Consider the following 14,695-nt stretch of genomic DNA (forward strand, 5'->3'; position numbering starts at 1 on the left):
TGTGTTTATGAAAATCGGCTCGCTGCGGGCCGCCGTGATAACGGCGCCGTGAAGCGAATGGCAGCCGCGTACGCTGCGCGTCCTAGCCGCGCAAGGCCTTCGCCGCGATGTCCGTGCGGCTGTGCATGCCGTCGAAATGAATGACCGATACCGCTTCGTACGCGCGGGCGCGCGCCTCCGCGATATCGCGGCCGCGGCCGACGATGCCGAGCACGCGGCCGCCGTTCGTGACGATCCGGCCGTCTTTCAGCGACGTGCCGGCATGGAAGATCAGCGCGCCTTGCGCTTTGGCGGCTTCGAGTCCCTCGATCGGCAGCCCTTTCGGATACGGGCCGGGGTAGCCTTCCGACGCGGCGATGACGCACACCGCGGCCTCGTCGCTCCATTCGATCTCGAGCTGATCCAGGCGTCCGTTCAAGGAGGCAAGGATAATGTCCAGCAAGTCGGTCTTGAGACGCGGCAGCACGACCTGCGTCTCCGGATCGCCCATGCGCGCGTTGAACTCGATCGTCTTTACGCCTTGCTTGGTGATCATGAGCCCGGCGAACAGCACGCCTCGGAACGGACGGCCTTCGCTGACCATCGCTTTGGCCGTGGGCTTGATGATGTTCTCGATCGCGTCCGCGACGAGCGCGGGATCGATGTGCGGCAGCGGGGAGTACGTGCCCATGCCGCCCGTGTTCGGACCCTTGTCGTTGTCGTACACCGGCTTATGGTCCTGCGCCGGCACCATCGCGCGTACCGTCGCGCCGTCCACGAATGCCAAGATGGACATCTCCTGGCCTTCGAGGAATTCCTCGATGACGACGCGGCCGCCGGATTCGCCGAACACCTTGCCGACCATCATGCCGTGCAGCGCTTCTTCCGCTTCTTGGATCGAGTAAGCGACCGTGACGCCTTTGCCGGCGGCGAGCCCGTCCGCCTTCACGACGATCGGCGCCTCCTGCTGCTGCAAGTAGGCCATCGCGGACTCGTAATCCGTGAACGTTTCGTACTTCGCCGTCGGGATGTCGTATTTCTTCAGCAGGTTTTTCATGAAAATCTTGCTGCCCTCGATCTCCGCCGCGTTCTTGCGCGGGCCGTAGACCGAGATGTTGCGTTCTTCGAACGCATCCACGATGCCGTCCGCAAGCGGGTCGTCCGGACCGACGACGACGAGATCCACCTCGTTGTCGCAGGCGAACTGAATCAGCTCGCCGAACCGGTTGACCGGGATCGGCACGCATTCCGCCAGCTCCGCGATGCCCGCGTTGCCCGGCGCGCAAAAGATTTTGCTGACCTTCTCGCTCTTGCCGAGCGCCCAAACGATGGCGTGCTCGCGCCCGCCGCCGCCGATGACCATGATCCGCATCGTTTAAGCGCCTCCTTCGGCGGGTCGGTTCACGACCGTCAGCTTCGTCTCGCCGTCGCCGATGCGGATCGTCTTGACCAGCAACGAGATTTTGTTGTCCGCGTCCAGCAGCTCCCAATAGAAACGCGCCGTCTCCTGCTCGTCGTCGAACAAGGGCGCCACTTGCGGCTCGCCGGCGAAAGAAGGCAGCGGATTGCCGTCGCCGACGTACGTGGAGATGAAGTGGCCGTAGCCCGCGATCGCTTGCTCATAATGAAAATAGTGCCGTTTCGTCTGCGATTCGTCGTTCTCGTTCGACTTCAGAATCGACAGCTTGTAGGCGTTCTGCGGATCGTTCAAGTCAACGATGCCCGAGATGCGCGGCGTGAAATTCGGCGGATCCGGCTCGTACGTCCGCTTGGCGAGCGCTTGCTCGAAGGAACCGCCCGCTTGGATCGCTTCCCAGATCGTATCGGTCTGGTCGCCGTTCGTCACGATATGCGCGCCGCCCTCGTGGCGCAGCGGGTAATAAATGATGAGCGACGGGTCCGTCAGCTTCGCCGGATCGCGCGCTTCCGTCCGCAGGAAGCCGTTCGCTTCCGGAATGAATACGCGGTTGCGGCTGTTCTCGCTGCGCCCCATGATCCAATAGACCTGCACGTAGCGCGTCGCGTCCGGCGTCAAGCCGATCACGATGCCGCGACCCGGATAACTGTTGTCCTGCAGACGCTGCACGGTCGCATCCGCCAGCGTTTTCCATTTCGTCGTTGTGTTCATGGACATCCTCGTCGCCTCCTATCAGTGATGAAACAGGCGTACGCCCGAGTATACCATGACCATGCCGTAATCGTTCGCCGCTTGCACGACTTCTTCGTCGCGCAGCGAGCTGCCCGCTTGAATGACGTATTTCACGCCGCTGCGGCTAGCCCGGTCGAGATTGTCGCGGAACGGCAGGAACGCGTCCGAGCCGTAAGATACGCCTTGCAGGCCGTTCAGCCATTCGCGCTTCTGCTCGCGCGTCAAGCGCGCCGGCACTTCCTCGAAGCAGCGTTCCCATGCCGCTTGTTCGACCGGGGTGACTTCGTCTTCCAGCCACAGGTCGATCGCGTTGTTCTGCTCCGCGCGCGCCAAGCCTTCGCGGAACTTCATGTTCAGCGCGGCCGGGTGCTGGCGAAGATACCAGCGGTCCGCTTTGTCGCCCGCAAGCCGCGTGCAGTGAATGCGCGATTGCTGGCCCGCGCCGATGCCGACCGTTTGCCCGTCGAGCGCGTAGCAGATGGAGTTGGATTGCGTATATTTGAGCGTGATGAGCGCGACGAGCAGGTCGCGTTTCGCGTTATCCGGCAATTCTTTGTTCGCCGTGACGACTTTGTCGAAGACCGAAGCGTCCGGCACGGAGCCGTTGCGCTCCTGCTGCATCTTCATGCCGAACAGCGTGCGCGTCTCGATCGGATCCGGCACGTACTCGGGATCGATCTGCAGAATCAGGTACTTGCCGCCTTTCTTCTGCTTCAGGATGTCGAGCGCTTCCGGCGTATAGCCTGGCGCTACGACAAGGTCGGACACTTCGCGCTTGAGCAGCTGCGCCGTCGAAGCGTCGACGATGTCGCTGAGCGCGGCCGCGTCGCCGAACGACGACATGCGGTCCGCGCCGCGGGCGCGCGCGTAGGCGGTCGCCAGCTCCGTCAGCTCCATGCCGTCGACGAAGTAGGCTTTCGCCAGCTCCGTCGAGATCGGCGCGTATACGGCCACTCCGGCGGGGCTGACATGCTTGAACGAGGCTGCCGCCGGCAAGCCGGTTGCTTGGCGCAGCTCGCGCACGAGCTGGTACGCGTTCAACGCGTCGAGCAAATTAATGAAGCCAGGGTCGCCGTTCACGACCGTCAGCGGCAGCGCCTTGCCGTCCGCGGAGTAGATCTTCGCGTCCTGCTGATGAGGGTTCATGCCGTATCTCAAACCGATTTCTTTGATATCGCTCATAAGTTCGATCTTCGTCCTTTCTCGTATCCCGTCTTCGCGCGGCCTAATCGCCGCTTCGTACCGTTACTTTGCGTCCTTCCAGCGACACGCGCCTTTCGGCGATGCGGCGGACCGCCAGCGGCAGCAGCTCGTGCTCGATCGCACGGATCCGCTCGGCTAGCGACGCTTCCGTATCTTCGTCCCGGATGTCGACCGCCCGCTGCATGATGATCGGTCCCGTGTCCATGCCGCCGTCCACGAAATGGACCGTCACGCCGGTGAGCTTGACGCCGTACTCCAGTGCCTGGCGGATACCCCGCACGCCCGGAAAAGCAGGCAGCAGCGCCGGATGCACGTTGACGATGCGCCCATAATACGGCTTCACGAGCACGTCGGTAATGAGCCGCATGTAGCCGGCGAGCACGATCAGCTCGATGCCCGACCGCCGGAGGAGACCGACGATCTCCTCCTCGCCTGCTTCTCGGGAAGCATACGACTTCGGGTCGAACAGAAATGTCGGCACGTTCAGCGCCTCCGCGCGCTGGACGACTGCCGCCGCCGGCTTGTCGCACACGAGCAGCGCGACCTCCGCAGGGAAATCTTCCTCCCTGGCCGCTTCCGCCAGCGCCTGAAAATTGCTCCCGCTGCCGGAGGCGAATACCGCGATCCGCAGCGGGTTCCAGGCCCCGGCCGACATTACACGTCCGCGCCCGTAAAGGTTACGACGCGGCTGCCTTCCGTGACTTTGCCGATGATATACGCGTCTTCGCCAAGCTCTTTCGCGGCGCGCAGCGCCTCTTCGGCCTGCTCTTCGCCGACGACGACGACCATGCCCACGCCCATGTTGAACGTCGTGAACATGTCGCGGTTCGTGATGCCGCCCTTGTCCTGCATCAGCTTGAAGACCGGTTGGATCGGCCAGGAGCCGTAGGCGATTTCCACGTTCACGCCTTCCGGCAGCACGCGCGGGATATTTTCGATAAAGCCGCCGCCCGTGATATGCGCCATGCCTTTGACCGTTACGCGGTTGATCAGTTCCAGCACCGATTTCACGTAGATGCGGGTCGGCTCGATGATGACTTCGCCGAGCGTTTTCTCGCCGCCCAGCTCGGGCAGCTTGTCGTCCAGACCGTAGCCGGAGTTGTCGACCAACAGACGGCGCACGAGGGAGTAGCCGTTGCTGTGAATCCCGCTCGACGCGAGTCCCAGCACGACGTCGCCCGGCTGGATCGTTGTGCCGTCGATGATCTTCTTCTTGTCGACGATGCCGACCGTGAAGCCCGCGATATCGTATTCGTCGCCTTGGTACATGCCCGGCATTTCGGCCGTTTCGCCGCCGATAAGGGCGCAGCCGGACTGCACGCAGCCGTCGGCGATGCCTTTGACGATCGCTTCGATCTTGGCCGGCTCGACTTTGCCGCAAGCCAGGTAGTCCAGGAAGAACAGCGGCTCCGCGCCCTGCACGACGATGTCGTTCACGCACATGGCGACCGCGTCGATGCCGATCGTATCATGCTTGTCCATCGCGAACGCGACCTTCAGTTTCGTGCCCACGCCGTCCGTGCCCGAGACGAGCACCGGCTCCTCGTACTTGTCCTTGTTCAGGCCGAACAACCCGCCGAAACCGCCAAGCTCCGTCAGCACCTCGGGGCGGAACGTCTTCTTCACGTGCTTCTTCATCCGTTCGACCGCTTCGTTGCCCGCCGCGATGTCGACGCCGGCTTGTTTATACGCTTCTGCCACTCCTGGTCAGCTCCTTAAAGGTTTTTGCGGGTCCTGACAGCCTTCGGATGGTCCGAAGGTCAGCGAAGAACTCGCTGCGAGATGCTATAATGCATCACTTTCTTTTTATGAATTCCGAGTGAGAATCGCTTGGAGTTGGTTTGAAAACGGCGATAAAAGTGGCCGGAGGCCGATGTGGGTCGGAAAAGCGATAGGCGAATGCTGCATTCCCCGACTTCCGACAGTGAATGCAAACCAATCACCTCCAGCCTTCGCCTTTGTAATTGGATTTCAACCGTATAGGTTGAAAATCAAGAAATCCAATTACAACAGCGATTGCAGACCACATCGGCCGCAGGCCACGATAACATCACCTATTTTAGCAGCTGCAGCTCTTCTCCGAGGTCGGATCGACCGGCGTCGGATAATCGTTGTCGAAGCAGGCCAGGCACATGCCGCGGTTGTATTCGCCGTCGTTGCCGCCTACCGCGTCGACGAAGCCCTCGTTGCTGAGGAAATACAAGGAATCCGCGTTGATCGCCTGACGGATCTCTTCCACCGTCTTCTGCGACGCGATCAGTTCCTTGCGGTCCGGCGTGTCGATGCCGTAGTAGCACGGGTTCTTGAACGGCGGCGACGTGATGCACACATGCACTTCCGTCGCGCCGGCTTCGCGTAACATATTGACGATACGCAGGCTCGTCGTGCCGCGGACGATGGAATCGTCGATCATGACGACCCGCTTGCCTGCCACGACTTTGCGCACGGCGGAAAGCTTCATCTTGACGCCCTTCTCGCGCAGCTCCTGCGACGGCTGGATGAACGTCCGGCCCGTGTATTTGTTCTTGATCAGCCCGAGCTCGTACGGAATGCCGGTCTGCTCGGCATAGCCGATCGCCGCGGAGATGCTGGAGTCCGGCACGCCGGTCACGATGTCCGCGTCGATGAACGACTCCAGCGCCAGCTGACGCCCCATCCGTTTGCGCGCGGAATGGAGGTTGATGCCGTTGATGTCGCTGTCGGGACGGGCAAAATAAATGTATTCCATCGCGCAGGTCGCGCGGCGCTCCAGCTTCTCGAAGCGGTCGACCCGAAGGCCGCTGCTGTCGAGGATGAGCAGCTCGCCCGGCTGCACGTCGCGCTCGTACTCGGCGCCGACGGTTTCCAGCGCGCAGGTCTCCGACGCGAAGACGTAGCCGTCGCCCATGCGGCCCATGACTAGCGGACGCAAGCCGTGGGGATCTGATGCCACGAGCAGCTTGTCGTTCGTCATGATGAGAAACGCGAAGCCGCCGATGATGCGCTGAAGCGCGTCCTTGGCCGCGCTGACGAAATCTTTGTTCGAACGCGCGATTAGATGCGCGATGACTTCCGTATCGCTCGTCGTTTGGAAGATCGAGCCTTGGCTCTCCAATTCCTTGCGGATGGACGGCGCGTTCACGATGTTGCCGTTCGTCGCGACGCCGAGGTCGCCGTCGCGGTACTTGAAGATGAGCGGCTGCGCGTTCCCCAGCTTGCTCTCGCCCGCCGTCGAATACCGCACGTGGCCGATTACGCGGTCGCCTGGCAACCCTTCCAGCTTCGACTGGTCGAATACTTCCTTGACCAGCCCCATGCCGCGGTGGTACGTGAAATGCCCGCTCGCGGATTCGACCGCGGCCATGCCCGCGCTTTCCTCGCCCCGGTGCTGCAGGGCATGGAGCCCGTAGTAGCCGAGCGAGCAGGCGTCCGGCACGTTGAACACGCCGAACACCCCGCACTCCTCGCGCAATTTATCGAAAATGTCATCGCGGCCGATGCCTTCGTTATAATGATCGCCAGTCCACAGCTTCGGCAGCTGTCTTATTTCATCAGACATGGAATCGCATCCTTCCAGACCTTCTCCAGTTGTTCGACCGGCGCGTTAACGCCCGGTTTGCCGTTGATGTTCATGATCAGTCCGCTGCTGCGCACGACGCCGATGGTTGCGTTCGGAACGCCTTGTTCCGTCAGGTATTGCGTAAGCTTGTCCGCTTGATCCGCTTTCGCCGAAAGCAGGATGCGGGATTGGGTCTCGCTGAACAACGCGGCGTCCGCGCGCAGGTCAGTCACGATATTCACTTCGGCGCCGAGCTTGCCGCTGATCGCGGACTCCGCGACTGCGACGGCCAGGCCGCCTTCGGACAAGTCGTGCGCCGAAGCGACGAGGCCTTGCTTGATTGCGCCGAGCACGCCTTGCTGCAGCTTCTTCTCGACCGCGAGGTCGATCTGCGGCGGACGGCCTTCGCTCTTGCCTTGGAGGACGTATTGCAGCTCGCTGCCGCCGAACTCGTGCTTCGTTTCGCCGGCGAGGATGATGACGTCGCCTTCCGCTTTGAAGCCTTGCGTCGTGATGTGGTCGACGTCCTGCACGAGTCCGACCATGCCGATGACCGGCGTCGGGTAGATCGCGCCCTTGGCGTTCTCGTTGTACAGGCTTACGTTGCCGCCGATAACCGGCGTATCCAGCACGCGGCAGGCTTCCGAGATGCCGTCCGCGGCTTTCTCGAGCTGCCAGAACACTTCCGGCTTCTCCGGATTGCCGAAGTTCAGGTTATCCGTGATGGCGAGCGGCTCGGCGCCGGAACAGACGATGTTGCGCGCCGCTTCCGCGACCGCGATTTGGCCGCCGACTTCCGGATCGAGGTAGACGTAGCGTCCGTTGCAGTCCGTCGTCATCGCCAAGGCCTTGCGCGTGCCGCGAATCGTCACGACCGCCGCGTCGGAGCCCGGCTGAACGGCAGTGCTGGTGCGAACCATATAGTCATATTGGTTATATACCCATTCTTTGCTCGCCACGGTCGGCGAGGCCAGCACTTTCTTCAGCGCGTCCGTCAGGTCCGTCACTTCCGGATACGCCGCCGTGTCGATCGCCGCGTTGGCCGCGTAGTAAGCGGGCTCTTTGGACGGCTTGTCGTACATCGGGCACTCGTCGACGAGCGCCGTAACCGGCATGTCCGCCACTTCTTCGCCTTGGTGGAACAAGCGGAGACGGCCGTCGTCGGTCACTTTGCCGACCTTCACGCAGATGATGCCCCAACGGTCGAAAATCTCCTGCGCCTGCGCTTCATGCTGCGGCTCGACGACGAAGAGCATGCGCTCTTGCGACTCCGACAGCATCATTTCGTACGGGGTCATGCCTTCTTCGCGCTGCGGCACCTCGTCAAGGTACAACTCCAGGCCATTACCCGCTTTGGATGCCATTTCCGCGCTGGAACAGGTAAGCCCCGCCGCGCCCATGTCTTGAATCCCGACGACGATGCCGGCATTGATCAGCTCGAGCGTCGCTTCCATGACCAGCTTCTCCATGAACGGATCGCCGACTTGGACCGCCGTGCGCTTCTCTTCGGATTCCTCGGAAAGCTCGACGGACGCGAAGGTCGCGCCGTGGATGCCGTCGCGGCCGGTTGCCGGGCCCACGTAGAAGACCGGGTTGCCTACGCCTTTGGCGACGCCGCGCTGGATCTTGTCATGGTCGATGAGGCCGACGCACATGGCGTTGACGAGCGGGTTGCCCTCGTAGCTCTCGTCGAACATGACTTCGCCCGCCACGGTCGGGATGCCGATGCAGTTGCCGTAACCGGCGATGCCGCCGACGACGTGCTCGAACAAGTATTTCGCGCGCGCGTTCTCCAGGTTGCCGAAACGCAGGCTGTTGAGCAGCGCCACGGGACGCGCGCCCATCGAGAATATATCGCGGATGATGCCGCCCACGCCCGTTGCCGCGCCTTGGTAAGGCTCGACCGCCGACGGATGGTTATGCGATTCGATTTTGAACACGACCGCTTGGTTGTCCCCGATATCCACGATGCCGGCGCCTTCGCCCGGTCCCATGAGGACCTTCGGCCCGTCGATCGGGAACTTTTTAAGAATTTTCTTGGAATTCTTGTAGGAGCAGTGCTCCGACCACATTACGCTGAACACGCCGATCTCGGTATAGTTCGGTTTGCGTCCGAGGAACCCGCAAATAAGCTCGTATTCGTAATCCGTTACGCCGAACTGCGTGTAAATGCGCTGCTCCGCGATTTGTTCCGCCGTCGGCTCCTTAGCCGTTAACTGCTGCGCCATGTTGTTCCCTCCATGCGTTCAAAATCGATGTGAACATCCGTTTGCCGTCTTCCGAGCCGAGCAGTTGGTCCACCGCGCGCTCCGGATGCGGCATCATGCCGACCACGTTGCCGCGCGCGTTGCTCACGCCCGCGATATTTTTAAGCGATCCGTTCGGGTTATGGTCGTCGCCCGCATAACGGAACACGATTTGGTTGTTCGCTTCCAGCTGCGCGAGCGTCGCGTCGTCGCAGTAGTAGTTGCCTTCGCCGTGGGCGATCGGGATGTTGATGATCTCGCCTTGGCCGTATTGGCTCGTGAAGGCCGTGTTGTTGTTGACGACCTCGAGCGGCGTTTGGCGGCAGATGAACTTCATGCCGCTGTTGCGGAGCAGCGCGCCCGGGAGCAAGCCCGCTTCCGTCAGGATTTGGAACCCGTTGCAGATGCCGAGGATGAACTTGCCGGCTTCGGCCGCTTTCACCACTTCGTTCATGACCGGGGCGAATTGCGCGATCGCGCCGCAGCGCAGGTAGTCGCCGTACGAGAAGCCGCCGGGCACGAGAATCGCGTCATAGCCGGACAAATCCGTCGCCGTATGCCATACGTAGTCGACCTCTTGGCCGATCGTGTCCTCGACCGCCTTGTAGCAGTCGATGTCGCAGTTGGAGCCTGGAAATACGAGTACCGCGAACTTCATCGTGTTACCCCTCCAATTCAAAGCGGAAATCTTCAACGACCGTGTTCGCGAGCAATTTCTCGCACATCGCCGTCAAACGTGCTTCCGCTTCCGCGCGATCGGACGTATTCAGGTTCAGCTCCAAATACTTGCCGATGCGGACTTTGCCGACTTCCTCGAAGCCCATCGTGTGCAGGGCGCCTTGCACGGCGCTGCCTTGCGGGTCGAGCACGTTTTCTTTGATCGTTACGTAGACTTTAGCCTTCATTAGGGGGGTCGCCTCCTGGAAAATGGGTTTGTGCTGGGATGGGAGTGTTCCGCAAAACGCGGGTATGTCGGCCTCCGTCGCTGTTGAACCTGGGAAACTTGAACAATAACCTTGCGGTTGTTTCCCACGTTCAAAGGCGATCGCTTGCGCTCTCCGGTTCGACAACCCGCTTATTTGCTCCACCCATCCGGGAAAACCTTTTGCATGATGCTCTATTATGTGATGCGGGACATCTTTGCTTGTCCCGCGTGTTGTTTGAACGTGCTTGCATAAGTGCGTTTAGTGCTGCATCACGCCGCTTAGTTCAGCGGCTTGCCGGTCAGCGCTTCGTAGATCGCGAGATAGCGGTTCGTCGTTTCTTGGACGACCGATGGCGGCAGCGGGTCCGGCTTGCCGTTCTGGTCCCAGTCGGAGCCGAGCAGGTACGTGCGGACCGGTTCCTTGTCCATGCTGTCGATTTCGATGTCGAAGCCGTAATTCGCCTTGGCCCAGAAACGGGAGGAGTCCGGGGTGAAAATTTCGTCGATCAGGATGACTTTGCCGTCGATGAGTCCGAATTCGAATTTGCAGTCCGCCAGGATGATGCCGCGTTCTTCGCAGAAGGCGCGTGCGTATTCGTACAGGCGGATGCTCTTGTCGCGAAGCTCCTCGGCGAGCTCGGCGCCGACCAGCTCCTGCATGCGCGCGAACGGAATGTCCTCGTCGTGGCCGACGTCGTTCTTCGCCGCGGGCGTGAACAACGGTTCCGCGAAACGTTCGTTCTTCCGCATGCCCGCCGGCAGCTCGATGCCGTTAATTGCCGATGTTTTCACATATTGTCTCCAACCGCCGCCCGTGATATAGCCGCGCACGACGCATTCGATGTCGATCCGTTCCGCTTTCTTCGACACCATGATGCGATTCTTGAGCAATTCCGGCTCCGTGACGAGATCCCCCAGCTTGTACGCGTCCGTGTGCACGACGTGGTTGGCCATCATGTCCGCCGTTTGCTCGAACCAGAAAGCCGACAGCCGGTTCAGCACGTTCCCCTTCTCGGGCACGGCCGGATCAAGCACATAGTCGAACGCGCTGATGCGGTCCGTCACGACGATCAAATAATGTTCGCCGAGATCGTACAGCTCGCGCACCTTGCCTTTATAAAGCAGCGGCGCCTTAATGTATTCCGCGGCCGTGGACAATGCTTGTGTCATTATTCTTCTCCCCTGCCCCTTAGGCTTAGTTTATTATAAAACGACGTTAGACGGAGTAGGTGAAAACGATCTGGAGCAGCGCTGGCGCTCGCCTTTGTACCCGAAATTTCCCCGCATACGGTAAATTAAAAAATTCGGGGTACAACAGCGATCGGAAGATGTCTTCACATACGGAGTCTGTCTTTTAAATCAACTCAAGCCGCTTGAAAATCGTATCCACGTGCTTCAAATGCCATGCCGGGTTGAAGCAATCGGCGATCTCTTCGGCGGAGAGCTTGCTCGTGATCTCCGGCGTCGACTCGATAATGTCGCGGAATTGGCGCTGTTCTTCCCACGCCTGCATCGCGCGCGGCTGCACCGTATCGTACGCTTGCTCGCGGCTTAAGCCTTTGTCGATCAGCTTCGTCATGACGCGGCCGGAGAACGGCACGCCGAACGTGCGCTGCATGTTGCGTTTCATATTCTCAGGGAACACCTGCAAGTTCTTCAAGATGTTGCCCAGACGGTTCAGCATGTAATTGAGCAGCATGGTGGCATCCGGTAAAATGATGCGTTCTGCCGAAGAGTGGCTGATATCGCGCTCATGCCACAGCGTGACGTTCTCGTAAGCCGTCAGCATGTGGCCGCGAATGACGCGGGACAGGCCGGAGATATTCTCGCAGCCGATGGGGTTGCGTTTGTGCGGCATCGCGGACGAGCCCTTCTGGCCTTTCGCGAACGGCTCTTCCACCTCGCGGAATTCGCTCTTCTGCAGGGCGCGGATCTCTGTCGCGAACTTGTCGAGCGACGTGGCGATCAGCGCCAGCGTCGCCATGTATTCCGCGTGGCGGTCGCGCTGCAGCGTCTGCGTCGAGATCGGCGCCGGCGTGATGCCGAGCTTGCGGCAAGTGAATTCTTCGACGAACGGGTCGATGTTCGCGTACGTGCCGACCGCGCCGGAGATTTTGCCGAACTGCACGCCGTTCGCCGCATGGCGGAAACGCTCCAGGTTCCGTTTCATTTCCTCGTACCACAGCGCCATCTTCAAGCCGAACGTCGTCGGCTCGGCGTGCACGCCGTGCGTGCGGCCCATCATGGCCGTGTCTTTATACGCCACCGCTTGGCCGCGGAGGATGCCGATGAAGTTCTCGATGTCTTTCTCGAGGATCTCGTTCGCTTGCAGCAGCAGATAGCCCATCGCCGTGTCGACGACGTCCGTCGACGTGAGGCCGTAGTGCACCCATTTGCGCTCGGGGCCGACCGTCTCGGATACCGCGCGCGTGAAGGCGATCACGTCATGCCGCGTTTCCAGCTCGATCTCGTTGATGCGGTCGATGTCGAACGTCGCTTTCGCGCGAAGCGCCTCGACGTCCCCGCGCGGGATCACGCCAAGCTCCACCCAAGCCTCGCACGCGCAAAGCTCCACTTCGAGCCAAGCTTTGAATTTGTTCTCTTCGGTCCAAATCGCTCTCATTTCCGGTCTGCTGTAACGCTGTAGCATCTGTTAAACCCTCCAAATATTCGTTTCGGAAATCCACGCCAGCGCCTGCTCCGCATTTTCCGCGAGCACGTTGACATGTCCCATTTTGCGTTTCGTTTTGGCTTCATGTTTCCCATATAGATGAATTTTAGGCGCGACGCCCAGCCGCTCGGCCGAGGCATCCTGCTTCGCGATCAGCTCCAGCAGCGGCTCCACGTGCTCGCCGAGCACGTTGACCATGACGACCGGCGTCAGCAGCGACGCGTCGCCGAGCGGCAGCCCGCATACCGCGCGCACATGCTGCTCGAACTGCGACGTCCTGCATGCCTCCATCGTATAGTGGCCGCTGTTATGCGGGCGCGGGGCCAGCTCGTTCACGAACAATTCGCCGTCTTCCGTCAGGAACAGCTCCACCGCGATCAAACCGACGGCGCCGAGTCCTTCCGCGATCCGCGCCGCCAGCCGCTCCGCTTCCCGTTGAAGCGCCTCGTCGATGCGGGCCGGCACGATGGACAGATGCAGGATGTTGTCGACGTGGATATTCTCCGCCGCCGGGAACGTACGAATCTCGCCTTGCGTGCTGCGCGCCGCAATGACGGACAATTCTTTCCGGAACCGGATGAATTGTTCCACGACCAGCTCCGTGCCCGCGCGGTTCAACGTCTCGAACGCCTCGTCGATCTCGGCTTCGCTGCGGATGACCCACTGGCCTTTGCCGTCGTAACCGCCCATCGCGGTCTTGAGGACGCAGGGGAGTCCGAACCGTCCCGCCGCCTCGCGGAGCTCGTCCGCGCTGCGGACCTCCGCGTACGGCGCCACCTTCGCGCCCGCTGCTTCGATCGCGCGCTTCTCTCGCAAGCGATGCTGCGTCGTGTACAGCAGCTCGCTGCCTTGCGGCACGTATGACTGCTCCATCAGCATCGCCGCCACGCCGGCGTCGACGTTCTCGAATTCGTAGGTGATGACATCCGCGCGCTTCGCCAGCTCGCCGGCGGCATCGCGGTCGTCGTAGGCAGCGACGATCTGCTGCGCGACCTGCCCGCACGGCGCATCCGGCGTCGGATCCAGCGCCACGAACCGGTAACCCATCGCGCTGCCCGCATTCGCCATCATCCGTCCCAGCTGCCCGCCGCCCAGAATGCCGATCGTCGATCCCGGCAAAACGATCTTCGCGCCGTTCGCCGCTTTACTCATAGCGTCTCGCTGCTTTCCAGCACTTCGCGCTGAATCCGGTCGCGCCGCGCCTGTACGCGCGCCTGCACGCCAGCGTCGAACGCGCCGATGATCTGGCCGGCCAGCAATCCGGCGTTGGTGCCGCCGGCGTTGCCGATCGCGACCGTCGCCACCGGAATGCCGCCCGGCATCTGAACGATGGACAGCAGCGAATCGAGGCCGTTCAAATTCGACGATTTGACGGGAACGCCAATAACCGGCAGGATCGTTTTGGCTGCGACCATGCCGGGCAAATGTGCAGCGCCGCCTGCACCCGCTATGATGACCTTCAAACCGCGTTCCGCGGCGGTTTCCGCGTATTCGAACATCAGATCCGGAGTCCGGTGAGCCGACACGACCTTCTTCTCGTACGGAATTTGCAACTCGTCCAGCACGTCACAGGCTAATTTCATCGTGTCCCAATCCGATTTGCTGCCCATGATGACGCCCACTTGTACCGCCATTCGCTGATTACCACCTTTGCGTTATATGGAAGAAACCCGAAAAAAAATCCCTCAGCACCGTTCCACCTGGAATGCTTCGGGATCTGACAAGACCTGCGGCGAAGTTCTTCCCGCCCGTTCCATCCCATGCGAACAGGATGGAACGCAAGAACGGTAAAGACAACATCAGGCTGCCCCGTCTTGGCGGCAACCTGGCTCTTCATTGCATGGTCTCGTAGTCCGAAAATTGAGGTTCTCGGGTAGATACTCTCGGGCCTGATTCCCAAGGATATACGAGCTTCATCGACAAACTTTTGTTATTAGCTATGTCTAGTTTATCAATCCTAACGTGGAATGTCAACGCAAAAACA

13 protein-coding genes and 1 riboswitch are annotated in these 14,695 nt (G+C 60.9%); all 13 genes read right to left on the reverse strand.

Annotated elements, in window-relative coordinates; all coding sequences use genetic code 11:
• Positions 1-82 precede the first annotated feature (82 nt).
• Complete coding sequence (purD, locus tag AC50YL_RS05735; protein WP_494830086.1) at positions 83-1,351, reverse strand: phosphoribosylamine--glycine ligase; 1,269 nt, start codon at positions 1,349-1,351, stop codon at positions 83-85.
• 3 nt (positions 1,352-1,354) lie between these two features.
• Positions 1,355-2,113: an IMP cyclohydrolase gene (locus tag AC50YL_RS05740; RefSeq protein WP_494830088.1), complete on the reverse strand. Its 759-nt coding sequence runs from the start codon at positions 2,111-2,113 to the stop codon at positions 1,355-1,357.
• Positions 2,114-2,128: 15 nt separating this feature from the next.
• Positions 2,129-3,310: a phosphoribosylaminoimidazolecarboxamide formyltransferase gene (locus AC50YL_RS05745; protein ID WP_494830089.1), complete on the reverse strand. Its 1,182-nt coding sequence runs from the start codon at positions 3,308-3,310 to the stop codon at positions 2,129-2,131.
• 43 nt (positions 3,311-3,353) lie between these two features.
• Complete coding sequence (gene purN, locus AC50YL_RS05750) at positions 3,354-3,986, reverse strand: phosphoribosylglycinamide formyltransferase (RefSeq protein WP_494830090.1); 633 nt, start codon at positions 3,984-3,986, stop codon at positions 3,354-3,356.
• Positions 3,986-5,032: a phosphoribosylformylglycinamidine cyclo-ligase gene (gene purM, locus AC50YL_RS05755; RefSeq protein WP_494830091.1), complete on the reverse strand. Its 1,047-nt coding sequence runs from the start codon at positions 5,030-5,032 to the stop codon at positions 3,986-3,988. The genes purN and purM overlap by 1 nt, the downstream gene beginning before the upstream one ends.
• A 358-nt stretch (positions 5,033-5,390) precedes the next feature.
• Positions 5,391-6,869, reverse strand: a complete 1,479-nt coding sequence (purF, locus tag AC50YL_RS05760; RefSeq protein ID WP_494830093.1) for an amidophosphoribosyltransferase — start codon at positions 6,867-6,869, stop codon at positions 5,391-5,393.
• Positions 6,854-9,097 carry a phosphoribosylformylglycinamidine synthase subunit PurL gene (purL, locus tag AC50YL_RS05765; RefSeq protein WP_494830094.1) on the reverse strand — a complete coding sequence of 748 codons (2,244 nt, stop codon included), beginning with the start codon at positions 9,095-9,097 and terminating at the stop codon, positions 6,854-6,856. The genes purF and purL overlap by 16 nt, the downstream gene beginning before the upstream one ends.
• A complete protein-coding gene (purQ, locus tag AC50YL_RS05770; RefSeq protein WP_494830095.1) occupies positions 9,075-9,773 on the reverse strand; it encodes a phosphoribosylformylglycinamidine synthase subunit PurQ in 699 nt (232 codons plus the stop codon). The genes purL and purQ overlap by 23 nt, the downstream gene beginning before the upstream one ends.
• A 4-nt stretch (positions 9,774-9,777) precedes the next feature.
• On the reverse strand, positions 9,778-10,020 hold the full coding sequence (gene purS / locus AC50YL_RS05775) for a phosphoribosylformylglycinamidine synthase subunit PurS (RefSeq protein ID WP_161744390.1): 243 nt from the start codon (positions 10,018-10,020) through the stop codon (positions 9,778-9,780).
• A gap of 299 nt (positions 10,021-10,319) precedes the next feature.
• Positions 10,320-11,210 (reverse strand): phosphoribosylaminoimidazolesuccinocarboxamide synthase, encoded by an 891-nt coding sequence (locus tag AC50YL_RS05780; RefSeq protein WP_494830096.1) that lies wholly within the window; start codon positions 11,208-11,210, stop codon positions 10,320-10,322.
• Positions 11,211-11,394: 184 nt separating this feature from the next.
• Entirely contained in the window at positions 11,395-12,690 is a 1,296-nt protein-coding gene (gene purB / locus AC50YL_RS05785; RefSeq protein WP_494830098.1) for an adenylosuccinate lyase, read from the reverse strand.
• Between the two features lie 3 nt (positions 12,691-12,693).
• The gene (gene purK, locus AC50YL_RS05790; protein ID WP_494830099.1) at positions 12,694-13,863 is read right to left on the reverse strand and encodes a 5-(carboxyamino)imidazole ribonucleotide synthase; all 1,170 of its coding nucleotides are present in this window, start codon (positions 13,861-13,863) and stop codon (positions 12,694-12,696) included.
• Positions 13,860-14,345, reverse strand: a complete 486-nt coding sequence (gene purE / locus AC50YL_RS05795) for a 5-(carboxyamino)imidazole ribonucleotide mutase (protein ID WP_494830101.1) — start codon at positions 14,343-14,345, stop codon at positions 13,860-13,862. The genes purK and purE overlap by 4 nt, the downstream gene beginning before the upstream one ends.
• 195 nt (positions 14,346-14,540) lie before the next feature.
• Positions 14,541-14,641, reverse strand: a riboswitch (purine riboswitch).
• Positions 14,642-14,695 lie beyond the last annotated feature (54 nt).

This window comes from Paenibacillus sp. J22P277, from assembly GCF_059383675.1.

Excerpts from the sequence above, each read along its gene's own strand:
- purL (WP_494830094.1), bottom strand. The coding sequence starts at position 9,097 with ATGGCGCAGCAGTTAACGGCTAAGGAGCCGACGGCGGAACAAATCGCG.
- purE (WP_494830101.1), bottom strand. The coding sequence starts at position 14,345 with ATGGCGGTACAAGTGGGCGTCATCATGGGCAGCAAATCGGATTGGGAC.
- purB (WP_494830098.1), bottom strand. The coding sequence starts at position 12,690 with ATGCTACAGCGTTACAGCAGACCGGAAATGAGAGCGATTTGGACCGAA.
- purS (WP_161744390.1), bottom strand. The coding sequence starts at position 10,020 with ATGAAGGCTAAAGTCTACGTAACGATCAAAGAAAACGTGCTCGACCCG.
- purF (WP_494830093.1), bottom strand. The coding sequence starts at position 6,869 with ATGTCTGATGAAATAAGACAGCTGCCGAAGCTGTGGACTGGCGATCAT.
- purD (WP_494830086.1), bottom strand. The coding sequence starts at position 1,351 with ATGCGGATCATGGTCATCGGCGGCGGCGGGCGCGAGCACGCCATCGTT.
- purN (WP_494830090.1), bottom strand. The coding sequence starts at position 3,986 with ATGTCGGCCGGGGCCTGGAACCCGCTGCGGATCGCGGTATTCGCCTCC.
- purK (WP_494830099.1), bottom strand. The coding sequence starts at position 13,863 with ATGAGTAAAGCGGCGAACGGCGCGAAGATCGTTTTGCCGGGATCGACG.
- AC50YL_RS05740 (WP_494830088.1), bottom strand. The coding sequence starts at position 2,113 with ATGTCCATGAACACAACGACGAAATGGAAAACGCTGGCGGATGCGACC.
- AC50YL_RS05745 (WP_494830089.1), bottom strand. The coding sequence starts at position 3,310 with ATGAGCGATATCAAAGAAATCGGTTTGAGATACGGCATGAACCCTCAT.
- AC50YL_RS05780 (WP_494830096.1), bottom strand. The coding sequence starts at position 11,210 with ATGACACAAGCATTGTCCACGGCCGCGGAATACATTAAGGCGCCGCTG.
- purQ (WP_494830095.1), bottom strand. The coding sequence starts at position 9,773 with ATGAAGTTCGCGGTACTCGTATTTCCAGGCTCCAACTGCGACATCGAC.